Genomic DNA, 23617 nt, shown 5'->3' on the forward strand with positions numbered 1-23617 from the left:
AAGACACATCGCGACACAATTAAAGAGAATGATTATCATTAGCCTTCTCATTTATAAGTGTGTCTGATGGGTTCTGCCCAACCTGCTGCGGAATGGGAATGACTAACAACGATTAGCGCAGCATTGCTGCTATACAAATTACCTGATGGGAACGCGCTTTATGTCTTTTGATAGCAAGGAGCTGGACGCCCGTTTATCCGCGTCAGCCGTAAAAAAAACCTTTACCCTTTCACTGTTGGCCCTCGCCGTGCATACCCTTCTCCACCCTGCCCTTGCCGCAGAGTCTACTCAGCAGCCGGATATTATCGTGGAAGCCAGCGTGGACGATACGCAGAGCGGCTCGCAGGATTACACGGTGAAAACCACTCGCGCAGGAACCAAAATGCGTCTGGCGCCGCGGGATATTCCCCAGTCGCTCAGCGTAATCACGGAACAGCGGATGCAGGATCAAAACCTACAGTCGATAGGCGATGCCCTGAAAAACACCACCGGCGTGTCGGCCAATATCTACGATAGCGAGCGCTCCAGTTTCTACTCCCGTGGTTTCCAGATTAACAACTATACCTTTGACGATATCCCGACCACGGTGAATGAAGCCTGGAACTTTGGCGATGCGGCGGGCGATACGGCTATTTACGATCGTATTGAGGTGGTGCGCGGCGCGACCGGGCTGATGACCGGGGCCGGTAATCCGGCAGCATCGGTCAATATGGTACGTAAACATGCGGACAGCCGCGAATTTACCGGCAAGGTCGATGCCAGCTATGGCAGCTGGGATAAACAGCGCTATGTGGCGGATCTCTCTGCCCCGCTGAATGAGACGGGTAGCGTTCGCGGGCGAGTGGTCGCAGGCTATCAGGATCAGGACAGCTGGCTGGATCGCTACCATAAGCGTAAGACGTTCCTCTACGGCGTGCTGGATGCGGATCTGACCGACCGCACCACCGTCTCGCTGGGCTATGATTTTCAGGAAACCACCACCCGCAACCCCACCTGGGGCGGCCTGACCACCTGGTACAGCAACGGCGAGCGGGCTAACTTCAGCCGCAGCAGCAACCCGGCGGCCGACTGGGCCCGCTACTACAATGATTCGCGCAAGGTGTTTGCCAGCGTTAAGCACAGCTTCGATAACGGCTGGAGTCTCAGCGTTAATGGCACCCATGCGGAATCGACCCTCGATTCAAAACTGCTCTATCCCTCCGGCTATCCGGACCAGCAGACGGGGATTGGACGTGACGGTTTCGGCAGTCAGGATAAGGGCAAACGCAAAATGGACTCGGTGGACACCTACGCCAGCGGTCCCTTTACCCTGCTCGGTCGCCAGCATGAGCTGATGGCTGGTATCAGCTACAGCCGCCAGATGAATCGCTACTACGGTTCAAACGCACTCATAGATAGCGCGACAATAGGCGACACCAATAACTGGGATGGTTCGATGGCGGAACCGACGTGGGGTGAGTGGACCCTGAGTTCGGACGATACTATCCGCCAGCGTTCAGCCTATACCGCCGCCCGCTTCTCGCTGGCTGACCCGCTGTCGCTGATCGTCGGTGCCCGCTATACCCGCTGGCGTACCAACGGCAGCAGCGGTGATATGGCGAAAAACAATATCACCCCCTACGCCGGGATGGTGTACGACATCAATGATACCTGGTCAGCCTACGCCAGCTATACCTCGATTTTTCAGCCGCAGACCCGCCGCGATGCCAGCGGCAGCTATCTGTCGCCGGTTACCGGAAACAACTATGAGACTGGCCTCAAGTCCGACTGGCTGGATGGCCGTCTGACGGCCACGGTGGCCGTGTTCCGTATTGAGCAGGAAAACGTCGGTCAGGCCGACGGGGACAAGAGCGTGAATGGCACCAGCGAGCAGGCGTATCGTGCGGCGAAAGGCGCGGTCAGCAAAGGGGCTGAGCTGGAGATTAACGGTGCCGTGACCGACAACCTGCAGCTCACCTTCGGCGCGTCGCGCTTTGTGGCGACGGACTCGACCGGTCGTTTTAACAGCTATATGCCGCAGACCCAGCTGAAGCTCTTCTCCAGCTACCGGCTGCCGATGCTGCCTGAGCTGACCGTCGGCGGCGGCGCGACCTGGCAAAACCGTACCTTCCAGGATGTCACCGGCCCGAACGGCAAGACCCGCGTATATGAGAGCAGCTACCCGCTGGCAAACCTCTTCGCCCGTTACCAGGTCAACAAACAGATTAGCGTTCAGGCCAATGTCGATAACCTGTTCGATCGTACCTATGATACCTGGCTTGGCACCTACAACGTGTATGGCGCACCGCGTAACTATTCGGTGAATGTCTCTTACGCATTTTAATCACAGCGCGCCGACGCGATCGTCGGCGCATCCTCTTTAACGCTTCAGCGGCTTGCCCGCCGTCTCCTTCGCTCTGAGCACCGTCAGGAAGGTAATCAGCGCCGCGCCCATAATATAGAACGCCGGAGAGAATTTATTCCCGGTGGCGGTAATCAGCCAGACGGAGAACCAGGGCGTGATCCCGCCAAAGAAGGCCACCGAGAAGTTATAGGCGATAGACAGTCCGCCGTAGCGCACGCCGGACGGAAACAGCTCCGCCATGGCCGCACTACAGGCTCCGTCGAAGGCGGCAATAAAGGCCCCGAGCAGCAGCATCGCCAGCACCGCAGACAGCATATCGCCCTGCGCCATCACCATCATTGCCGGATAGCTAAAGAGGATGAAACCTGCACAGCCGCTGAGCATCAGAGGCTTACGTCCGTAGCGGTCCGACAGATAGCCCATAAAGGGCACCAGCACGGCAATCCCGAACAGGCCGATAGTCGTGATGGCGTAAGAGTTTAGCTTTGAAAAGTGCAGTTCGGTAGAGAGGTAGCCCGGCATAAAGGTTTGCAGGGTCCAGTGACCGACGGCCTTCAGCACGACAAACCCGACGCAGAACAGCAGCGCGGCCCAGGCTTTGGTCACGGCTGCCCGGAGTGGTGCAGCCTCGGCTTTTCCGCTCTCCACCACCGCCCGGAACTCCGGGGAATCCTCCAGATGGGTTCGCAGATAGAGCCCAATCCAGCCCAACGGCCCGGCGATCAAGAACGGGATGCGCCAGCCCCAGTCATTCATGGCGCTTTCGCCCAGCGAGGCGGTGAGTAAAAACACCAGTCCGGACCCGGCGACAAAGGCCATAAAACCGAAGTTGTCGATCCAGCAGGTGAAGTAGCCCCGACGCTTGTCCGGGGCGAATTCCGCCAGATAGGTGGTCGCCCCGGAGGTTTCTCCTCCTGCGGCAAAGCCCTGGACCAGGCGGGTGATCACCAGCAGCACCGTGGCGGTAATCCCAATCTGGTGATACGTCGGCAACAGCCCCATCACAAAGGTCGCGCCGGAGGTGAGCAGGATCACCGTCGCCAGCACCTTCTGTCGCCCCACTCTGTCCCCCAGCGACCCGAAGTACAGCCCGCCCAGCGGGCGCATCACAAAGCCCGCACCGAAGACGGCAAAGGAGGAGAGCAGCGCTACGCTGGGGTCCCCCGCCTGGAAGAACTGCAGGCCGATTATCGCCGCCAGCGTGCCGTACAGCCCGAAGTCAAACCACTCCACAAAGTGGCCGACGCCGGTCGCCAGCAGCACCTTCCGCAGCTTGCGGGCCGTCGTGATTTCACCACTGGCCGTGGTTGTATCAAGGGATTGCTGTGTGCTCTGGGTCATTATCGCTCTCCGTGTTTCTATTATAGATATACATCTACACCCGGCGATGGAATAACGACCAGTACGGGGATGCTAAAATGTGATGCATCGCAGGATCGACACGTATAAACAGCCGCTACGATCACAGTTTATAAGCTTCCGGCAAAAAAAAGCCCCGCGGACGCGGGGCATTCTTCAGTGTGCTGCGGTTAGCCTCGCTTTTTCGGCATCATTCGCAGCAGGGTGTTGTCCTTCCAGAAATAGTGGTGCATCAGCGCCGCCAGGGCGTGAACGCCAATCAGCCAGTAGCCGAGATTCGCCAGCAGCACGTGGTACTCTTTCATCACGTCGACGATATCGAAATCCGACTCTGTGGCATACGGCATCACCATCCCAAAGGCCATCCAGGGGTTACCACGGTTGTACATCATCACCAGGCCAATCACCGGCAGCGCGATAAACAGGAGATAGACGGCCAGATGACCCAGGTGCGACATCCCGATGATCATCGGTTTTGGCTTCGGCACAATCGGCGGCGCGGGGTATTTCAGGCGAACCAGCAGACGCGTGACCATCAACACCAGGATGGTGATCCCGCAGGAGACGTGCACCATATTAAACCACGGACGGTAGCTGCGCGGTGCCAGACCGCGAAACTCCATTGCACAATAGGTCACAACCACCAGTAAAAAAACCAGCCAATGGATTGTGATTTGCAATCCGGAGTATTTGTTATTCATAGCATTTCCTGCAATAAAACGAGACGGTGCCAACATAGCGGGCTTTACGGCAAAATTCATTAATTTTTGTGTATAGATTGTCAGACCGTCATCGGAAAAGGCAGGAACCCCGGCGCAATGGCCGGGGGTTACACCGTCAGGACTGGAGGTACACTACCTGAGTTTGCAGATACTCGTTCAGGCCGTGACGCCCGTCGGCACCGCCGATCCCCGATTTGCGCCAGCCCGCATGGAAGCCCTGCATCGCCTCAAAGTTTTCGCGGTTGATATAGGTTTCGCCGAACTTCAGTCCCTTGATCGCCTTCATGGCGACGTTCAGATCCTGGGTATAGACCGATGAGGTCAGGCCGTAGTCGCTGTCGTTGGCCATTTTTAACGCCTCATCGAGCGTGTCAAAGGCCACTACCGGCAGAACCGGGCCGAACGTCTCTTCGTGCATGATCGACATCTCCTGGCGCACGTCCAGCAGCAGCGTCGGCGGGTAGAAATAGCCCTGACCATCCGGCGCTTTGCCGCCGAGCGCCACTCGCGCGCCCTCTTTCACCGCCTTCGCGACTTTTTCCTCAACCCGCGCCAGCGCGGCGGCGTTGATTAATGGCCCCATCGCGATATCGTTGCGCTGCGCCGGATCGCCAAACTGTACCGCCTTCATGGCTTCGCCCAGCCGGTTAACAAAGCGGTCATAAATGCCTTTCTGCACATAGACGCGCTCGGCGCAGTTACAGACCTGTCCGGTATTAATCACCCTTGAGTCGACGATGGCCTTCACCGCCAGCTCGAGATCGGCATCATCCATCACAATCGCCGGGGCTTTACCGCCCAGCTCCAGCCCCACTTTGGTGATATTTTTTGCCGCGGCGGCCATGATTTTTTCCCCGGCGACGACGCTGCCGGTCATGCTGACCATGGCGACTTTCGGGTTGCCCGCCAGCTCCTGGCCGACGGTCTCACCGCGTCCCAGGACCAGGTTAAAGACGCCTTTGGGCAGGCCAACGTCATGAACAATCTGCGCAAAGGCAATGGCATTGTTCGGCGTAAACTCGCTGGGTTTAATGACGATGGTGTTGCCGGTAATTAACGCCGGAGCCAGCTTGCGGGCAATCAGGAAGAAGGGAAAGTTCCACGGCAGAATGCCGGTGGTGACGCCAAGCGCCCGTTTAAAGACGAGAATATTTTCCCCCGGACGGTCGCTTTGCAGGATCTCGCCCTCGTAGCGGCGCGCCCACTCGGCCATATAGTCGATATAGTCGGCGGTAAAGGCCACTTCGACTTCCGCCAGCTGCTGGATTTTGCCGCCCTCGGCGACGATCAGCGCGCTGATTTCCGCCGCACGCTGGCGAATACCGGCGGCAATTTTGCGCAGCCAACCCGCACGTTCGATGGCCGGTAGCGCTTCCCAGGCCGGTTGGGCGCGCTCCGCAGCATCAATCGCCCGCTTCGCCTCGGCGGCTGTGCCGTCCGGAATACGCGACAGCAGGGCTTCAGTGGCCGGATTAATGACATCGATCCAGGCATCGCCCTGCCAGCTAACAAATTGACCATCGATATACATCGGGTGTTGCACGGTTGCCGTCATGATCCGCTCCTGTAATTGCATTGTTTTTAGCAGGTGAAATTGCTGTTAAAAATTGCAGTCAGAAGGACGGATAGCGAACCTTATGGTCGTTTTTTGTGAATCAACTCATAGAATGTAGCCAGATATCCCTGGCGAAACGTTACATTCAGGCAACATAAAATGCCCGTTTGCGCCGGACAACGCGCAAACGGGCATCGCTTTACGCCAGTGCCCGCAGGCCCGGCAGCGCCCGAAGGCTTTGATCCTCACAGAGCGTGCGCCAGGCGGCCTCGACCTCCGGCGGGATCGTAATATGCTCAATAAAATCACGGCCCTGCGGCCCGTATCCGCTGGCATCGTCGCGCAGGCGCGGCAGCTCGCCGATGATCAGGGACAGGTAGCGCTCCACCGCCCACAGCCCCTCCAGATCGCCCGCAAACACCGCCCCGTTTTCTCCCTGCTCCAGCACCGGCACAAAGCCCGGCCAGCTGCGCCAGTTCTCCGCGCCGCCGATATCGCGCCAGACGCGGGCAAAGGTCGCCAGGGTACGACGCTGCATTGTCGGATCCTGGACCAGCACGCCACGCGGCCGGGTGATGCCCTGCGCTTCCAGCAGGGTTCGGGTAAAGCGGGCATTTTCGCCGCAGTTGCCGGACGCCGTCTCGCACAGAATACGCTCCCGGGGGATCTGCCAGAAATGATGGGCGATATCCGCCAGAATGGTCGCCTCTGCCAGCCCGGTCGTCGGCAGCGTGTGGTAGCGCGAATGGCGGGCAACCGCCGCATAGAGAAAGGTGGTGGAGTGTCCAATTCCGCCGCTAATCACCAGCAGTGCCCCGGAGGATGCCGCCAGCTGACAGGCCGCGTCGATGGTCGGGATCGCGGCGTTACCGGCCAGCACAATGACGTCGTTGTCAGTCAGCACCGGTGGAACGGTGGTCTCCTGCTGTGCGAGCCAGCGACCAAGCAGATTCGCCGCCAGACGCGTGTTATCATTCAACTGGATTAAATCGGTCGCGAACATAGTTCCTCCTTATACAACAAACCCGGACCATGCTACCGGTTCAGCCTTTTTCGCCCAGTAGAGTGCTCCTAAAGCGCCGCGTGGATTATCATATACACTTGAAATGTCAGCAATGCTGGCTGTAGAATCCTTAGCCCCCTAACTATAACGTTTGTGATTCAATATTCGCCCCCGGCGCGCAGCCGTGGCAAAGGATGTGAACGGAGATAACGCAATGCGCCGGCCAATGTCAGACCCCTACGCACCGCGTGACTGGGCATCCCATGAAAAACCGATGCTGCTCGGTTCCCCTTCCACGCCGGTTCACAGCACGCCAAAGCGCATCGCTTACGGTATTGTCGGCCTGCTGGTCTGTATTACCGGCGCGCTTGGCAACGCGATGGTCGCCGCCAACCTGCAAAATTTACAGGGCACCTTTGCCGCCTGGTCAACGGAGATCGCCTGGCTTCCGGCGGTATACGTCATGACCAACGTCTCCATTAACCTGCTGCTTGTAAAGTTCCGCCAGCAGTATGGTCTGCGGGCCTTTACCGAAGGCTTCCTGGTGCTCTATGTCCTGGTGACCTTCTTCCACCTGCTGGTCAACGATCTGAACTCCGCCCTGTTTGTCCGCGCCGCCCACGGTATGGTCGCCGCGGCCCTGAGTTCACTGGGGATTTACTATCAGATCCAGGCCTGGCCCGCACGCCACCGACTTAAAGCCCTGACCATCGGCATTACCGGCTCGTCCCTGGCCATTCCCATCGCAAGACTGTTCTCCAGCGAGCTGCTGCAAATTGACGAATGGCGCGGGCTGTACGTTTTCGAACTGGGGCTGGCGCTGATCTCGCTGGCCTGCGTGATCGCCCTTAAGCTGCCGCCGGGCGACCGCAAAAAAGTGTTTGAGAAGAAAGATTTCATCACCTTTATTCTGCTGGCTCCGGGCATGGCCCTGCTCTGCGCCGTACTGTCCCTCGGGCGACTGGTGTGGTGGTTTGAAGCACCGTGGATTGGCTGGGCGCTGGCGGCCTCGCTGGTGCTGATCCTGACGGCGATAATGTTCGAGCATAACCGCAGCAACCCGCTGCTGAATACCCGTTGGCTCTCCAGCGGCAGTATTCTGCGTCTGGGGCTGATTATGCTGCTGATCCGCATTGTGCTGGCGGAGCAGAATACCGGCGTGATCGGCTGGCTACAGTATGTCGGGCTCCAGAATGAACAGATGACCCATCTGGCCTGGGCGATCTTCGCCGGGATTGTTTGCGGCATTGTCGCCAGCTGCCTGACGATCAAACCTCAGCGGCTGGCATGGCCGATTCTGACCTCGCTGGTCCTGATGATTGTCGCCTCTCTGCTCGACAGCCAGTCTAACTATCTGACACGGCCGGATCAGCTACTGATCAGCCAGTTTTTACTCGGCTTTGCCAGCGCCTTTTTCCTCGCGCCGGCGATGCTGGCGGGCATCGGCGGCGTCATTGCCGATCCGCGCAATCTGGTCAGTTTTTCGGTGCTATTTGGTATGAGCCAGAATATCGGTGGCCTGCTGGGATCGGCGATCCTCGGCACCTTCCAGACCTGGCGGGAGAAATACCACTCCAGCCTGCTGGCGGACCAGCTAAGCCAGGCCAGTCCGCTGGTGACCCAGCGTCTGCAGCAGTACAGCCAGATGTTCAGCAGCCAGATTAACGACAGCACCCTGCTGAATGCCCAGGCGCTGGCCCAGTTACAGACCGTCAGTACGCTGCAGGCCAACGTGCTGGCATGGAACGATACCTATCTGCTCACCGCCTCTATCGCTGCCGCGACCCTGGCCTGGATTTCCTGGCGGCTGCTGCGTCTGCGTATTACCGCCCGTCTGGCGCTGCGCAGAGCCACGGGGACCCAATAACATGTTTAACGTATACCGTATGGAGTCACTATGAGTCAGCAGGATGCCGCCAGCGCACAGGCGAACACCCGCAAGAATATCCGCATCGTCTCGCTGTTTGGCGCGGCCTCTATCGGCCTGGTCGGCGTGCTGGCGATCCTCTACGCCTGGCAACTGCCGCCCTTTACCCGCCACAGCCAGTTTACCGATAACGCCTACGTGCGAGGGATGACGACCTTTATCAGCCCGCAGGTCAATGGCTATATCACTGAGGTAAAAGTAAAGGATTTCGCGCAGGTGAAAAAAGGCGATCTGCTGATGCAGATTGACGATCGGATTTATCAGCAGAAAGTGCATCAGGCGCAGGCCCAGCTGGAGATGAAGCACGCCGCGCTGGATAATAATCTCCAGCAGCAGAAAAGCGCTCAGGCGGTCATCGCCCGTAACGAAGCCGCACTGCAGAGCGCAAAAGCACAGGATGTGAAGTCGCAGACCAACCTGAAGCGTGTCAGATCGCTGGCGACCAGCGGCTATTCGTCCGCCCAGGACCGGGACACGGCGCTGGCGCTTGCCGCCCAGACCAGCGCCGATATCGATCAGGCCCAGGCAACGCTGGAAGTGTCCCGCCAGGATCTGCAGAGCACGCAGGTTAATCGCGGCTCGCTCGAAGCGGATGTCGCCAGCGCCGATGCCGCGCTTGAACTGGCGCAGATCGACCTGCAAAACACCCGAATTATCGCCCCGCGCGACGGCCAGCTTGGGCAAATTAGCGTGCGCCAGGGTGCGTATGTCACCGCCGGTACGCACCTCACCAGCCTGGTGCCGCCTGAACACTGGGTGATCGCCAATCTGAAAGAGACGCAGCTGGCGGAGGTCCATACGGGTCAGTCGGTCACTTTCCGCGTGGATGCGCTTAACGACCGCCAGTTTACCGGCCGGGTGGAGAGCATTTCTCCGGCAACCGGCGTGGAATTTAGCGCTATCAGCCCGGATAACGCCACCGGCAACTTTGTCAAAATCGCCCAGCGCATTCCGGTGCGTATTGCCGTCGATGCGGACCAGACCGACAGCAACCGGCTGCGGCCGGGGATGTCGGTACAGGTGACGATTGATACCCGTGAGGCGTCGCAAAAATAAGCGACGCCCTCCGGGGCTTAGCCGCTTAACTGCTCCATCGCCTGCAGAATCCGCTTATCGGAAATCGGATACGGCGTCCCCAGCTGCTGGGCAAAGAGGCTGACGCGCAGCTCTTCGATCATCCAGCGCACGTCGGCGATATCCGCATCATCGCGTCGGGCGGGCGGGAGTTTGTTCAGCCACTGCTGCCACGCCTGCTGGAGCTGATCGACTTTCAGCATCTGGGCGCGGTCGCGGTGCGGATCGATAGCCAGTTTCTCCAGACGCTTCTCAATCGCCTGCAGGTAGCGCAGGGTATCGCCCAGGCGGCGGAAGCCGTTACCGGTCACAAAGCCGCGATAAACCAGCCCGCCCATCTGCGCCTTCACGTCAGACAGCGCCAGCGCCATGGTCATATCCACGCGCCCTTTCAGCCGCTTGTTGATATTGAAGACGGCGGTGAGGATCTGCTCGACCTGCTTCGCAATCTCCACCACCGTTTCATTCAGCTCGGCACGCACTTTTTCATGAAGCTGAGCAAAACCGCTTTCGGTCCAGACCGGCCCGCCCGCCTCATCAATCAGCTTATCGATACCGCAGGCGATGCAGTCATCAATCAGATCCAGCACTTTGCCGTAGGGGTTAAAGTAGAGGCCCAGCTTGGCTTTGTTCGGCAGCTTCTCGTGCAGATATTTGATCGGCGACGGAATATTGAGCAGCAGCAGACGGCGCAGGCCACGCCACATGGCCTGCTGCTGTTCCTGCGGATTATCAAAGAGCTTGATCGCGACACTGTCACGTTCATCCACCAGCGCCGGCCAGGCTTTTACGCGATAGTTACCGCGCTTCTGCTCGTAGTGATCCGGCAGCGTGCCAAAGCTCCAGATATGCAGACCGCTCTGCTCGATACCGTCATCGGCCACGGCGGAGAGGGTTTCCTGCACCTTGCCTTTTAACTGCTCTTTCAGCACCGTCAGGGAACGCCCTTCCAGCAGCTTTTTGTTTTTGTCATCCAGCACCCGGAAGGTGATTTTGAGATGATCGGGCACCTGATCCCAGTGCCAGTCATCCCGGTCGATGGTGACGCCGGTCATTCTGCGCAGCTCACGCTCCAGCGAGTCCAGCAGCGGCAGCTCCAGCGCCGTCGCACGGCCTAAAAACGCCTCGGCGTAGTTCGGGGCCGGCACAAAGTTACGACGCACCGGCTTCGGCAGGGATTTAATCAGGGCAATCATCAGCTCGCGGCGCAGGCCCGGGATCTGCCACTCAAACCCGGCCTCTTCCACCTGATTCAGCAGCGGCAGCGGAATATGGACCGTTACGCCGTCGGCGTCGGCGCCCGGTTCAAACTGGTAGGTCAAACGCAGCTTAAGGTTGCCCTGATGCCAGAAGTTGGGATAGTCCAGCTTACTGACGTTCTCAGCGCCCTCTTTAATCAGCATGCTTTTTTCAAAATTGAGCAGATCCGGCGCTTCACGACCGGCGGCTTTCCACCAGCTGTCAAAGTGACGGGCGGAAATGACCTCGTGGCTGATACGCTGGTCGTAGAACTCAAACAGGGTTTCGTCATCCACCAGAATGTCGCGGCGGCGCGATTTATGCTCCAGCTCTTCGATTTCGTTGCGCAGCTTCAGGTTTTCGCGGAAGAAGGCGTGACGGGTTTGCCAGTCGCCTTCCACCAGGGCATGGCGGATAAACAGCTCCCGGCACAGGGCCGGGTCGATCTGGCTGTAGTTGACCTTACGCGCCGCCACCACCGGCAGCCCGTAAACGGTGACTTTTTCCGTCGCCATCACCGCGCCCTGCGCCCGCTCCCAGTGCGGTTCGCTGTATGAACGTTTCAGCAGATGCTGTGCCGCAGGCTCCACCCATTCCGGGTCGATGCGGGCGGCGATACGTCCCCACAGGCGGCTGGTTTCCACCAGTTCGGCAACAATCGTCCACTTAGGCGGCTTTTTAAACAGGCCAGAGCCAGGGAAAATCGAGAAACGGGCGTTGCGCGCGCCGGTAAACTCCTGCTTATCGGCATCTTTCATCCCGATATGGGAAAGCAGCCCGCTCAGCAGCGCCACGTGCACCTCGCGGTACTCTGCCGGTTCACTGTTAACCGGGATCCCCAGCTCTTTCACCACCTGGCGCAGCTGGGTATAGATATCCTGCCACTCGCGCACCCGCAGATAGTTGAGGAAGTCGGTGCGGCACTGACGGCGGAACTGGCTGGATGACAGCGCTTTTTGCTGTTCGCCCAGGTAGTTCCACAGGTTCACAAAGGCGAGGAAGTCGGACTCTTTATCATGGAAGCGACGGTGCTTCTCATCGGAAGCCTGCTGTTTGTCCATCGGACGTTCGCGAGGATCCTGAATCGACAGCGCGGAGGTAATAATCATCACCTCGCGCACGCAGCCGTGCTTCTGTGCCTCCAGCACCATTCGGGCCAGGCGCGGATCGACCGGCAGCTGCGAGAGCTGGCGGCCCATCGGCGTCAGCTTATACGCCGTCTGCTGCTCGTCGGTGGTAATCGCGCTGAGCTCTTCCAGCAGGCGCACGCCATCCTGGATATTGCGCTTGTCCGGCGCTTCAACAAACGGGAACGCGCCAATATCGCCCAGCCCCAGCGCGGTCATCTGCAAAATAACCGAGGCCAGGTTGGTGCGCAGAATTTCCGGGTCGGTAAATTCCGGGCGCGAGAGGAAATCATCTTCCGAATAGAGACGAATACAGATCCCTTCCGAAACGCGTCCACAGCGTCCTTTACGCTGGTTAGCCGAAGCCTGAGACACCGGCTCAATCGGCAGGCGCTGCACCTTGGTGCGGAAGCTGTAGCGGCTGATACGCGCCGTGCCGGGATCGATAACGTACTTAATGCCCGGCACGGTCAGAGAGGTTTCCGCCACGTTGGTCGCCAGCACGATACGACGCCCGCTGTGGGCCTGGAATACCCGGTTCTGTTCGCTGTTCGACAGGCGCGCATAGAGCGGCAAAATTTCCGTATGGCGCAGATTCAGCTTGGTCAGCGCATCGGCGGTGTCGCGGATCTCTCGCTCACCGCTCATAAAGATCAGAATATCACCCGGGCTTTCGCGACCCAGTTCGTCCACGGCGTCAAAAATCGCCTGGAGCTGATCGCGGTCGGTATCGTCAGCCTCTTCGACGATTGGCCGATAGCGCACTTCCACCGGATAAGTACGTCCTGTGACTTCGATGATCGGCGCATTGCTGAAATGGCGCGAGAAACGTTCAGGATCGATAGTCGCCGAGGTGATGATAATTTTCAGATCCGGACGACGCGGCAATAGCTCTTTGAGGTAGCCCAGCAGGAAGTCGATATTCAGGCTGCGCTCGTGGGCCTCATCGATAATGATGGTGTCGTACTGCATCAGCAGCCGGTCCTGCTGGATTTCCGCCAGCAGGATCCCGTCGGTCATCAGCTTTACCAGCGTCCTGTCACTTACATGGTCGCTAAAGCGGACTTTATAGCCAATACAGCCGCCCGGCTCGCTTTTCAGCTCTTCGGCAATACGGTTGGCTACGGTACGCGCCGCCAGACGACGCGGCTGGGTATGGCCGATCAGCCCTTTGACCCCGCGCCCCAGCTCCATACAGATCTTCGGTAGCTGGGTGGTTTTACCCGAGCCGGTTTCCCCGGCGACAATCACCACCTGGTGGTCGCGGATGGCTTCAAGGATATCCTGTTTCTTCTGGCTGACCGGCAGGTTTTCCGGGTAGTCAATCGTGGGGCGCGCCGCTTCGCGCAGGGCTACACGCCCCGCCGCCTCGCCGATCTCCGCCATCATCTGCTGGAGAACCGCCTGCTGAGATTCAGGATTTTTAACCTTTTTCACGCCGTGCAGGCGTCGCGCAAAGCGCTGCTGGTCGCGCAGCATCAGATCGGCGATCTGCTGCTGCAGCGTAGAGATGGTCAGTTTTTGTTGTTCTGTCATAGTCTTATCGGGCAGCGCACTGCCGGAGAAAGGAATTTACGCAATTAACGATAGGATACCACAACGCAATTCTTCTTTTCTTGTTCAAGAAATTCGAACATAGGATTCGATATATTGCGCTATTCATCACGGGAATTTATCAATAGAGTGTCAGGAAATAACGGGACAACGTCCCCATTAAGACAAAAGGAATCATCCATGAGTAAGGTTTTAGTCCTTAAATCCAGTATTCTGGCAGGGTACTCACAGTCAGCTCAGCTCTCCGACTATTTCGTTGAACAATGGCGTGAAAAGCACAGCGCGGATGAAATCACCGTTCGCGACCTGGCCGCACAGCCGATCCCGGTTCTGGATGGCGAACTCGTTGGCGCCCTGCGTCCGAGCGATGCCCCGCTGACGCCGCGTCAGCAGGAAGCCCTTGCTCTGTCCGATGAGCTGATCGCTGAACTGCAGGCGCACGACGTGATCGTGATTAACGCCCCAATGTACAACTTTAACATCCCGACTCAGCTGAAAAACTACTTCGACCTGGTGGCTCGCGCTGGCGTGACCTTCCGCTATACCGAGCAGGGTCCTGAAGGTCTGGTAAAAGGCAAACGCGCTATCGTGCTGTCCAGCCGTGGCGGTATCCATAAAGATACCCCGAGCGATGTGGTCGCACCGTACCTGTCTCTGTTCCTCGGCTTTATCGGCATCACCGACGTGAACTTCGTGTTCGCCGAAGGTATCGCTTACGGCCCGGAAGTAGCGACCAAAGCGCATACCGATGCGAAAACCGCTATCGACAGCCTGGTTGCCGCATAAGAAACCCTGTTTTCCGTTACCCGCCGCCCGGCGGGTAATTTTCTTTCCCGCCTAATTGTGCAGATCGCTGCGCGTTTTCAGCAGAGTGTCTACGTTCTTATCCGCCCGGATAGTAATCTCATGCTCAATTTTCACGTTCATATTGATGGTGATCGGCTCTTTTGGTGCGGCCACTTCAATTCGTGGCGTGCAGCCCGCCAGCAGGAACAGCGGCAGTAATGCCAGCACTGCTTTCATCGTTTTTCCTCACATGTCTTATTCGCCCGGCACGGCGTTGGCGGCAGCGTTGCGTTCTGCTCAAGCCATGTCTGAAGATTGTCACCAAAGCGTAAACTGCGCCATAAGGTAAAGACGTTTTCCTCGTGGCGATAATTGAGATGGACGGTGCTGCTCTTGCCCTGAACCCGGCCGGTGCCGGTAATCGACGCCAGCAGGGTTAGATCGCCGTGATTATCGAGATCGACCCGGGTCCAGGAGCGGGAAATTTCCATATAGCGCAGCCAGTTGATGGCGGTACCGGCGGCCATATTGTCTTTCACCACCGCATCGGCCGTGTCTTTGTCGAGACGCAGCGTCATCGGCCCCGGATTCGACAGCCAGCCGTCTTTAATAATCCACTTGTCATTATTCAGCCACAGAGGCAATGCGCCGTTCACCGGCCCGGACATGGCAAACTGCTTCGGATTCAGCGCGCCAATAATCTCACTGGCGTCAATCCGCTGTAGCCGTAGCAGAGCCGCATCGTGCTGGGGCATTCGCAGCTGTTGCATGGTCACTTTCCCGCCGAGCACGTCCAGGCTGACGTTGGTCAGCAGCAGCGGATCTGACTCGCTCCAGGGCCATGCGCCCTGGAGATCGGCGGTGATATTACGCGCCGTCACCTGGTTTATCACTTCCCCGATACGCAGACTGACCGGGCCGCGTGTCCCCAGCTGCCAGCCGCCGTCGGCGAAGCGAAACGGCAGAACAAAATCCACCCCGTTAATTTCATTGTCCGGCATCAGGAGGCTTCCCGCTTTCAGTACCCCGTGACCACCGGCTTCGAACCCTTGATCGGCCGCCGCGGAGAACGCCACCTGAGCATAAAGCGTGCCGTCTCGCAGACGCATTTTCCAGTCGGGTGGGATCAGCGGCTGGAAGACGGTCAGGGACTGCTGCGGCCACCAGGCCTGCCCGCGCAGCCGTTCGCCGTCCCAGCGACCGTTCAGCCGTATCGGGCCGATAGCACGGGCATGGAGGTCGCCCTTAAACTGGAACATACTGGGATCGCGCCCGTCGACGCTGAACTTAAGGGTTGAGGGTGGCAGCACGCTGCCGCCGGTAAACTGCGTCTCTCCCGCATCCAGCGACAGGCCACCGCTGATGCGCGGAGCGGCGTCATCCCGCTCCCAGCTAATGGGCTGGTCAAGGGTCAGACGCGGCTGGCTGACGCGCATGGTGCCGTACCTGAGCTGATCAAACCCGGTAGAGAGCGTATTGAGCTGGATGCGCTGGTCCCGCCATTCGCCGGTGCCCGCCACATCCCAGCGCGCCTGCATCGGGGTAAAGTGCCCGTCGCCCCAGTAGCGCCACTGCCAGATCCCGCTGTCCGGCAGAAAGTCATCGGCCCTGCCGTCAAGATGGAGGGTAAAATCGCCCGTTCCCCGCTCGCTGGCGCGGAGGATCGCCTGCAGGCGACCATCGATGCCCTTGCGGGTCACCTTCACGCCCGCCAGCGGCCAGCGGCTGTCTTCAATATTCAGGGCATCAATCAGACGTCCCCGGGAGCGCAGCAGCGATCCGGGTGCAAAGGCCAGCTGCGGATCCATCAGGCTACCGCTTAGCTGCGCCTGCAGCATAGCGTACGCAATGAGATCCCCGACCTTGGCCTCACCGTTGAGCCGCAGCGGCATCGCGCTGTTATCCATGCTAAGCCTGCCGGGGCCAAAATTCAGTACCGCGTTGCCTTTACCGGCATCCCCGTCGGTGAGCACGTTCAGGCGACCGCTGATTTGTGCCGCGTCCAGCCCCTGCTGCCAGTTTTCCACTTTCAGACCCAGGCGTCCGCTTGCCGGTACGTTCTGATACGGCCAGCTCCAGCGGCCATCGCTGATGGTCAGCTGTTCCGCCGTCAGCGTCCAGGGGAGATCCAGCAGCGGCGCACGGTCATCGCGGGTGCGCACAACCAGCTGGCCCGCGTTTTCCCGCCACTCCAGCTCTGCATCCACCGGATCAGGCTGCTGCGGCAGTTCAAAGGTCGCTACCGCATGACCCTGTACCGGCACACCGTCCGGCACCAGCGGCAGGGTAAACTCGCCGACCAGTTTTACCGGCGGCTGCTGCTCAATAAGATGAAGTTCCAGCTGGCTGACGATCATCGCCTGGCCCCTGAGACGCGCCTGCACTTTTACCGACTCGCCCTGATAGCTGAGCTGCTGTACCTGCGGCGTCAGGGCCAGTTCCAGACGTCCCTGCCACTGCTGCCAGGGCGAAAGCGTCAGCCGCTCAACGCTAATCCAGCTGGCCGGGAGCATCGCCTGCCATTCGGCCAGGGTACGCGGGGAACCGTCGGTCGCATCGCTTTTCGGCAGCTGGCTCAGACAGGCGCTGTTAACGTCCAGCGCGCCTATCGCTAACCGCCAGCGGCTGGGATGGGTCAGGCGGGCATCGCTGAGCTGCGCCAGCTGGCAGTCACCCACAAAATAGCGCAGATCCGGGATGTGCAGACCGCGTGACGTCAGGCGGGGAGAGTCATCGAAGGCAATACGCGTCCCGACCGGAAGCCAGATCCCGGCGAGGCTGGGCACCCACTGGGCCAGCGTTAAGAACAACGTCAGCGGCAGCAGGACCAGAAGTAAAAGTAGCGCGATGATGGCTCTGACTTTACCCTTCATGGGTGTTAATATCCTGATTTAGCGAAAAATTATGCTTATCTGCCCTCTATTGTGGCATGTTTAGCCAGGCAGTTGAAGCCGGTGACGATTTCTCGCCATGAATGCTCTAAAATTAAGGTTAATCCGTCCCGGTTAAAATAAATTTTATAAATTGTTAGATAATTTTAAATATGCTAACGTGATGTCATTATCACAGGAGAAAGTCTTATGAAACTTGCCGTCTATAGCACTAAACAGTACGACAAAAAGTATCTACAGGCTGTAAACGAAACGTACGGCTTCGAACTTGAATTTTTTGACTTCCTTCTGACGAAAAAAACCGCCCGTACCGCCCAGGGCTGCGAAGGCGTCTGTCTGTTTGTGAATGACGACGGCAGCCGTCCGGTACTGGAAGAGCTGAAAAAGCTGGGCGTTAAATTTATTGCCCTGCGCTGCGCCGGGTTTAATAACGTCGATCTCGATGCCGCCCGCGAGCTGGGCCTGCAGGTGGTACGCGTCCCGGCCTACTCCCCGGAAGCCGTCGCGGAACACGCTATCGGCATGATGATGACCCTCAACCGTCGTATCCATCGCGCGTATCAGCGAACCCGTGACGCTAACTTCTCCCTGGAAGGGCTGACCGGCTTTACCATGTTCGGTAAAACCGCCGGGGTGATCGGCACCGGCAAAATCGGTATCGCCGCGCTGCGTATTCTGAAAGGTTTTGGTATGCGCCTGCTGGCCTTTGATCCGTATCCGAGTGCCGCAGCCCTGGAGCTGGGCGTGGAGTATGTGGATCTGCCGACGCTGTTTGCCCAGGCGGACGTGATTTCGCTCCACTGCCCGCTGACGGAGGAAAACTACCACCTGCTGAACCAGGATGCCTTCGCCCAGATGAAAAGCGGCGTGATGGTGATTAACACCAGCCGCGGCGGGCTGATTGACTCGCAGGCGGCGATTGACGCGCTGAAAACGCAGAAAATTGGTTCGCTGGGCATGGACGTGTATGAAAACGAACGCGACCTGTTCTTTGAAGATAAGTCCAACGACGTGATTCAGGACGATATTTTCCGCCGTCTGTCCGCCTGTCACAACGTGTTGTTCACCGGTCACCAGGCATTTCTGACCGCTGAAGCCCTGACCAGCATTTCGCAGACAACGCTGGAAAACCTGCGCCAGCTGGCAAACGGCGAACCCTGCCCGAACGCGCTCTGAGTGCAACAGGTACGTCAGCCCCGGCTGGCGTGCCCTTTTCCCGGAATTCAGACAATCTCCGATGACCCACGGCCCCGCGTCGTTAAAAATCTATTCCACAGTTTATTGTGCTATTGAAGTGTAAGAGAATTATGAAGAAAACTGCCGTACTCGTCCTGCTCAGTTCCCTGCTGGCAGGCTGCGTGAGTGAAAGTGACGTCGCCGTTACCGATACCCAGTTACGCAATCAGCGCTTTGTCCTGCAAAGCGTCGACGGGCATTCACTGCCCGCAGGTGAAACGCCGCCGGAGCTGCAGTTCGGAGAGAAAATGCAGCTGACGGGAAAGATGTGTAACCGCTTTATGGGCGATGCCCGCCTGAACAACGGTACGCTGAAGGTCAGCAAAATGGCCGCGACGCGGATGAGCTGTGCCGATCCGCAACTTAACGCGCTGGACGGCACCCTGGATACCATGCTGAGCGCAGGCGCACAGGTGGACTTAACCGCCAGTCAGCTGACGCTGGCAACGGCGACCCGCAGCCTGGTGTATCAGCGCGTCACTCAGTAGTTGCCGCAGGTTCCACCCGCCAGAGAGTGTTCGCTACAGCGTTTGCCGTTTGGCAGCGCGCACATGCCGGTGGCGGTGCCGTCAAGCTGACGGGCCACCGACAGGGTACCGCCAATCATGGCGCAGTTGGCCTGGCCCGAATCGGTCATGGCCGCTTTAAGCCCCGGCGGCGCATGCGCCGCGGTGGCCTGCTGGACCGGCTCACTGCTGCACGCCGTCAATAACAACGCCGCACACCCCATCAAAAACGCTGCCCGCATCACCTTCCCCTTCTGTCGAATAAGCGCAAACCTTTGCATCATAGGCATCAGAGGGGGCATTCGTCGAGTGCAGTACTGCCGTTTTATGCGCTACAGAAACATTTTTTATCAATTCTTCTATCGGAAGCACCTGAAAATCACCGTTATTGATGATTTCACACCGGGTAGTACACAAAAGCGAAAATGTTACCCCAGGCCCTTTGCTAGAATGAGAACATAACAACAGGGCCTGTGGGGTAATTCAGGCCCTTCTTTATATTGCGCAATGTGAAGGTGTCATATGATCACGACTGACGGTAACGGTGCGGTCGCTTCGGTCGCATTCCGGACCAGCGAAGTTATTGCTATCTACCCGATTACGCCCAGCTCGACCATGGCGGAGCAATCCGATGCCTGGGCCGGAAATGGCCTGAAGAACGTCTGGGGCGACGTGCCCCGCGTTGTTGAGATGCAATCCGAAGCCGGTGCGATCGCGGCGGTGCACGGTGCGCTGCAAACGGGTGCGCTCTCGACCTCCTTTACGTCATCCCAGGGTCTGCTGCTGATGATCCCGACGCTGTACAAGCTGGCCGGTCAGCTGACCCCGTTTGTACTGCACGTCGCGGCCCGTACCGTGGCAACACACGCCCTCTCTATTTTTGGCGATCACTCCGACGTGATGGCTATTCGCCAGACCGGCTGCGCCATGCTGTGCGCCGGTAGCGTACAGGAAGCCCAGGATTTCGCGCTGATTTCCCATATGGCGACGCTGAACAGCCGCGTGCCCTTTATTCACTTCTTCGACGGCTTCCGTACCTCGCACGAAATTAACAAGATTGTGCCGCTGTCGGACGATACGGTACGCGGCTTGCTGCCGCAGGACGCCATCGACGCCCACCGTTCGCGCGCGCTTAACCCGGAACATCCGGTGATCCGCGGGACTTCCGCTAACCCGGATACGTATTTCCAGTCCCGCGAGGCGACAAACCCCTGGTACAACGCGGTCTACGCCCACGTTGAGCAGGCGATGAACGACTTTGCTGCCGCGACCGGCCGTCAGTACCAGCCTTTCGAATACTACGGTCATCCGCAGGCGGAACGCGTGATTGTCCTGATGGGCTCGGCCATCGGCACCTGCGAAGAAGTCGTTGATGAACTCCTGACCCGGGGCGAAAAAGTCGGCGTGCTGAAAGTCCGTCTCTATCGTCCTTTCTCTGCGGAACATCTGCTCCAGGCCCTGCCGCAAAGCGTACGCGCCGTGGCGGTGCTGGATCGCACCAAAGAGCCGGGTGCTCATGCGGAGCCGCTCTATCTCGACGTGATGACCGCCCTGGCGGAAGCCTTTAATCGCGGCGAACGTGAAACTCTACCGCGCACCATCGGCGGCCGTTACGGCCTGTCATCGAAAGAGTTTGGCCCGGACTGCGTGCTGGCCGTCTTTAACGAGCTGGCGCTGGAGAAACCCCGCCCGCGCTTTACGGTCGGTATTTATGACGACGTGACCAATCTCTCGCTGGCGCTGCCGGAGAATACGCTGCCGTCCGCCGCCAAACTGGAAGCCCTGTTTTATGGTCTTGGCAGCGACGGCAGCGTCTCGGCTACCAAGAACAATATCAAGATTATCGGTAATGCCACGCCGTGGTATGCCCAGGGCTACTTCGTCTATGACTCGAAGAAAGCCGGTGGCCTGACGGTATCGCATCTGCGCGTCAGCGAGCAGCCGATCCGCTCCGCTTATCTGGTGTCGCAGGCCGATTTCGTCGGCTGCCATCAGCTGCAGTTTATTGATAAATACCAGATGGTCGAGCGCCTGAAGCCCGGCGGTATCTTCCTGCTGAATACCCCCTACTCTGCCGACGAAGTCTGGTCCCGCCTGCCGCAGGATGTGCAGGCGGTGCTGAACCAGAAGCAGGCGCGTTTTTATGTCATTAACGCCGCCCGCATCGCCCGCGAATGCAGCCTGGGCGCACGCATCAATACCGTTATGCAGATGGCCTTCTTCCAGCTCACCGCCGTGCTGCCGGGCGACAGCGCGCTGATGGAGCTCCAGGGTGCCATTGCCAAAAGCTATAGCACCAAAGGTAAGGAGCTGGTCGAACGCAACTGGCAGGCGCTGGCGCTGGCCCGTGAATCCCTGTTTGCCGTGCCGCTGGAACCGGTCAATACCGATAGCCCAATGCGCCCGCCGGTGGTCTCCGATGCCGCACCGGACTTTGTCAAAACCGTTACCGCCGCAATGCTGGCCGGACTGGGCGACAGCCTCCCGGTTTCCGCGCTGCCGCCGGATGGCACCTGGCCGACCGGCACCACGCAGTGGGAAAAGCGCAATATCGCCGAAGCGATCCCTATCTGGAAGCCGGAGATCTGTACCCAGTGCAACCACTGCGTCGCCGCCTGTCCGCACTCGGCGATCCGCGCCAAAGTGGTTCAGCCCGACGCCATCGAACATGCGCCAGACTCACTCCAGACGCTGGACGTGAAGTCCCGCGATATGCGCGGGCAGAAATACGTGCTGCAGGTCGCGCCGGAAGACTGCACCGGCTGTAACCTCTGCGTGGAAGTGTGTCCGGCTAAAGACCGGCAGAATCCGGAGATCAAGGCCATCAATATGCTGTCGCGCCTTGAGCATGTGGAAGAAGAGAAAGTGAATTACGACTTCTTCCTTGGGATGCCGGAGATCGACCGCACCAAACTGGAACGTATCGATATCCGTACTTCGCAGCTGATCACCCCGCTGTTCGAGTACTCCGGAGCCTGCTCCGGCTGCGGCGAGACGCCTTACATCAAGCTGCTGACCCAGCTCTACGGCGACCGCCTGCTGATTGCCAACGCCACTGGCTGTTCATCCATCTATGGCGGCAACCTGCCCTCCACGCCGTACACCACCGACGCCAACGGCCGCGGTCCGGCATGGGCGAACTCGTTGTTCGAAGATAACGCCGAGTTTGGTCTGGGCTTCCGTCTGACGGTTGACCAGCATCGCCAGCGCGTGATGCGTCTGCTTTCCGGCTTCGCCGACCGTATCCCGACAGAACTGAATGAGGCTCTGCACGCGGATGCCACGCCAGAGGTTCGTCGTGAACAGGTCGCAGAGCTGCGCAAACATCTGAACGGTGTCGAAGGTGCAACGGAGCTGCTGACCGACGCCGACGCGCTGGTGGAGAAATCTATCTGGCTGATTGGCGGCGATGGCTGGGCCTATGATATCGGCTTCGGTGGTCTGGACCACGTTCTGAGCCTGACCGAAAACGTCAATATTCTGGTTCTCGATACCCAGTGCTACTCCAATACCGGTGGCCAGGCTTCGAAAGCCACCCCTCTCGGAGCGGTGACCAAGTTTGGCGAACACGGTAAGCGCAAGGCGCGTAAAGATCTCGGCGTCAGTATGATGATGTACGGGCATGTTTACGTGGCGCAGATCTCGCTGGGCGCACAGCTGAACCAGACGGTAAAAGCGATTCAGGAAGCGGAAGCTTATCCGGGACCGTCCTTGATTATCGCCTACAGCCCCTGCGAGGAGCACGGCTACGATCTGGCCCTGAGTCACGATCAGATGCGCCAGCTTACCGCGACCGGCTTCTGGCCACTGTACCGCTTTGACCCGCGCCGGGCGGATGAAGGCAAGCTGCCGCTGGCGCTGGACTCTCGTCCACCATCCGATGCGCTGGCCGAAACACTGCTTAACGAACAGCGTTTCCGTCGCCTGAACGCGCAGCAGCCGGACGTAGCGGAGCAGCTATGGAAGGATGCGGCGGCGGATCTGCAAAAACGCTATAACTTCCTGGCCCAGATGGCGGGGAAAGCGGAAAGCTGAAGTCCGCTCGCTCCGGGCATTTCTGTTTAATAAAATCGGAAAGAGACTGCCACCCTGGATATCATGCCTGGTAGTCTCTTTCCTGAAGTCAAAGATCTGGCCGGGTCAATGCTGACGCGGCCGCCCAGAGGAATTGATTCCTCCTGCTCACGCCTGCAATAATGTTGACTTGCTTAATAACCATCTGACTGCCATTTTTATCACTCTGGCCGGGGATTATTCCTCATCTAAGCTGGTCATCTGTTCTGTTTCAAAAATA

Annotated in this window: 15 protein-coding genes; 7 read left to right on the plus strand and 8 right to left on the minus strand. The window is 58.7% G+C overall.

Annotated elements, in window-relative coordinates:
• Positions 1 to 160 precede the first annotated feature (160 nt).
• A complete protein-coding gene (fhuE, locus tag EDF81_RS03655) occupies positions 161 to 2323 on the plus strand; it encodes a ferric-rhodotorulic acid/ferric-coprogen receptor FhuE (RefSeq protein WP_123346347.1) in 2163 nt (720 codons plus the stop codon).
• Positions 2324 to 2359: 36 nt separating this feature from the next.
• Here fhuE and EDF81_RS03660 read toward each other — a convergent pair whose 3' ends face one another.
• The 4 genes from EDF81_RS03660 to EDF81_RS03675 all read right to left on the minus strand — a co-directional run bounded on the left by EDF81_RS03660 (position 2360) and on the right by EDF81_RS03675 (position 6983).
• Positions 2360 to 3685 carry an MFS transporter gene (locus tag EDF81_RS03660; RefSeq protein ID WP_123346349.1) on the minus strand — a complete coding sequence of 442 codons (1326 nt, stop codon included), beginning with the start codon at positions 3683 to 3685 and terminating at the stop codon, positions 2360 to 2362.
• A gap of 188 nt (positions 3686 to 3873) precedes the next feature.
• Complete coding sequence (gene cybB, locus EDF81_RS03665) at positions 3874 to 4404, minus strand: cytochrome b561 (protein ID WP_123346351.1); 531 nt, start codon at positions 4402 to 4404, stop codon at positions 3874 to 3876.
• A 136-nt stretch (positions 4405 to 4540) separates the two neighbouring features.
• Complete coding sequence (aldA, locus tag EDF81_RS03670) at positions 4541 to 5980, minus strand: aldehyde dehydrogenase (protein ID WP_123346353.1); 1440 nt, start codon at positions 5978 to 5980, stop codon at positions 4541 to 4543.
• Positions 5981 to 6179: 199 nt separating this feature from the next.
• Positions 6180 to 6983: a YdcF family protein gene (locus tag EDF81_RS03675; protein WP_123346355.1), complete on the minus strand. Its 804-nt coding sequence runs from the start codon at positions 6981 to 6983 to the stop codon at positions 6180 to 6182.
• 214 nt (positions 6984 to 7197) lie between these two features.
• On the opposite strand from EDF81_RS03675, the gene EDF81_RS03680 reads away from it, so the two are divergent.
• Together EDF81_RS03680 and EDF81_RS03685 are read left to right on the plus strand one after the other, a co-directional pair.
• Positions 7198 to 8850, plus strand: a complete 1653-nt coding sequence (locus EDF81_RS03680; protein ID WP_123346357.1) for an MFS transporter — start codon at positions 7198 to 7200, stop codon at positions 8848 to 8850.
• Between the two features lie 30 nt (positions 8851 to 8880).
• A complete protein-coding gene (locus tag EDF81_RS03685) occupies positions 8881 to 9966 on the plus strand; it encodes an HlyD family secretion protein (protein ID WP_123346359.1) in 1086 nt (361 codons plus the stop codon).
• 17 nt (positions 9967 to 9983) lie between these two features.
• Here EDF81_RS03685 and hrpA read toward each other — a convergent pair whose 3' ends face one another.
• Positions 9984 to 13886 carry an ATP-dependent RNA helicase HrpA gene (gene hrpA, locus EDF81_RS03690; RefSeq protein WP_123346360.1) on the minus strand — a complete coding sequence of 1301 codons (3903 nt, stop codon included), beginning with the start codon at positions 13884 to 13886 and terminating at the stop codon, positions 9984 to 9986.
• A gap of 198 nt (positions 13887 to 14084) precedes the next feature.
• On the opposite strand from hrpA, the gene azoR reads away from it, so the two are divergent.
• Positions 14085 to 14690 carry an FMN-dependent NADH-azoreductase gene (gene azoR / locus EDF81_RS03695; protein ID WP_123346362.1) on the plus strand — a complete coding sequence of 202 codons (606 nt, stop codon included), beginning with the start codon at positions 14085 to 14087 and terminating at the stop codon, positions 14688 to 14690.
• Positions 14691 to 14741: 51 nt separating this feature from the next.
• On the opposite strand, the gene EDF81_RS03700 is transcribed toward azoR, so the two are convergent.
• Both EDF81_RS03700 and EDF81_RS03705 read right to left on the minus strand, forming a co-directional pair.
• Positions 14742 to 14927: a YnbE family lipoprotein gene (locus EDF81_RS03700; RefSeq protein WP_123346364.1), complete on the minus strand. Its 186-nt coding sequence runs from the start codon at positions 14925 to 14927 to the stop codon at positions 14742 to 14744.
• Complete coding sequence (locus EDF81_RS03705; RefSeq protein WP_123346366.1) at positions 14924 to 17563, minus strand: YdbH family protein; 2640 nt, start codon at positions 17561 to 17563, stop codon at positions 14924 to 14926. Before EDF81_RS03705 ends, EDF81_RS03700 begins: the two co-directional genes overlap by 4 nt.
• A gap of 207 nt (positions 17564 to 17770) precedes the next feature.
• Here EDF81_RS03705 and EDF81_RS03710 point away from each other — a divergent pair, with 207 nt between their 5' ends.
• Positions 17771 to 18757: a 2-hydroxyacid dehydrogenase gene (locus tag EDF81_RS03710; RefSeq protein ID WP_123346368.1), complete on the plus strand. Its 987-nt coding sequence runs from the start codon at positions 17771 to 17773 to the stop codon at positions 18755 to 18757.
• 131 nt (positions 18758 to 18888) lie between these two features.
• Positions 18889 to 19305, plus strand: a complete 417-nt coding sequence (gene hslJ / locus EDF81_RS03715) for a heat shock protein HslJ (RefSeq protein ID WP_123346370.1) — start codon at positions 18889 to 18891, stop codon at positions 19303 to 19305.
• Here the strand turns inward: hslJ and EDF81_RS03720 are convergent.
• Positions 19299 to 19565, minus strand: a complete 267-nt coding sequence (locus EDF81_RS03720; protein ID WP_123346372.1) for a DUF333 domain-containing protein — start codon at positions 19563 to 19565, stop codon at positions 19299 to 19301. The two genes, hslJ and EDF81_RS03720, sit on opposite strands and share 7 nt — an antisense overlap.
• A gap of 280 nt (positions 19566 to 19845) precedes the next feature.
• Here EDF81_RS03720 and nifJ point away from each other — a divergent pair, with 280 nt between their 5' ends.
• Positions 19846 to 23358 carry a pyruvate:ferredoxin (flavodoxin) oxidoreductase gene (nifJ, locus tag EDF81_RS03725; RefSeq protein WP_123346374.1) on the plus strand — a complete coding sequence of 1171 codons (3513 nt, stop codon included), beginning with the start codon at positions 19846 to 19848 and terminating at the stop codon, positions 23356 to 23358.
• Positions 23359 to 23617: the final 259 nt, after the last annotated feature.

Origin of the sequence: Enterobacter sp. BIGb0383, assembly GCF_003751845.1 — a bacterium.
Taxonomy (GTDB): Bacteria; Pseudomonadota; Gammaproteobacteria; order Enterobacterales; family Enterobacteriaceae; genus BIGb0383.

Bases quoted from the DNA above. Each gene is read 5' to 3' on its own strand.
- fhuE (WP_123346347.1), top strand. From the start codon at position 161: ATGTCTTTTGATAGCAAGGAGCTGGACGCCCGTTTATCCGCGTCAGCC.
- EDF81_RS03660 (WP_123346349.1), bottom strand. From the start codon at position 3,685: ATGACCCAGAGCACACAGCAATCCCTTGATACAACCACGGCCAGTGGT.
- cybB (WP_123346351.1), bottom strand. From the start codon at position 4,404: ATGAATAACAAATACTCCGGATTGCAAATCACAATCCATTGGCTGGTT.
- aldA (WP_123346353.1), bottom strand. From the start codon at position 5,980: ATGACGGCAACCGTGCAACACCCGATGTATATCGATGGTCAATTTGTT.
- EDF81_RS03675 (WP_123346355.1), bottom strand. From the start codon at position 6,983: ATGTTCGCGACCGATTTAATCCAGTTGAATGATAACACGCGTCTGGCG.
- EDF81_RS03680 (WP_123346357.1), top strand. From the start codon at position 7,198: ATGCGCCGGCCAATGTCAGACCCCTACGCACCGCGTGACTGGGCATCC.
- EDF81_RS03685 (WP_123346359.1), top strand. From the start codon at position 8,881: ATGAGTCAGCAGGATGCCGCCAGCGCACAGGCGAACACCCGCAAGAAT.
- hrpA (WP_123346360.1), bottom strand. From the start codon at position 13,886: ATGACAGAACAACAAAAACTGACCATCTCTACGCTGCAGCAGCAGATC.
- azoR (WP_123346362.1), top strand. From the start codon at position 14,085: ATGAGTAAGGTTTTAGTCCTTAAATCCAGTATTCTGGCAGGGTACTCA.
- EDF81_RS03700 (WP_123346364.1), bottom strand. From the start codon at position 14,927: ATGAAAGCAGTGCTGGCATTACTGCCGCTGTTCCTGCTGGCGGGCTGC.
- EDF81_RS03705 (WP_123346366.1), bottom strand. From the start codon at position 17,563: ATGAAGGGTAAAGTCAGAGCCATCATCGCGCTACTTTTACTTCTGGTC.
- EDF81_RS03710 (WP_123346368.1), top strand. From the start codon at position 17,771: ATGAAACTTGCCGTCTATAGCACTAAACAGTACGACAAAAAGTATCTA.
- hslJ (WP_123346370.1), top strand. From the start codon at position 18,889: ATGAAGAAAACTGCCGTACTCGTCCTGCTCAGTTCCCTGCTGGCAGGC.
- EDF81_RS03720 (WP_123346372.1), bottom strand. From the start codon at position 19,565: ATGCGGGCAGCGTTTTTGATGGGGTGTGCGGCGTTGTTATTGACGGCG.
- nifJ (WP_123346374.1), top strand. From the start codon at position 19,846: ATGATCACGACTGACGGTAACGGTGCGGTCGCTTCGGTCGCATTCCGG.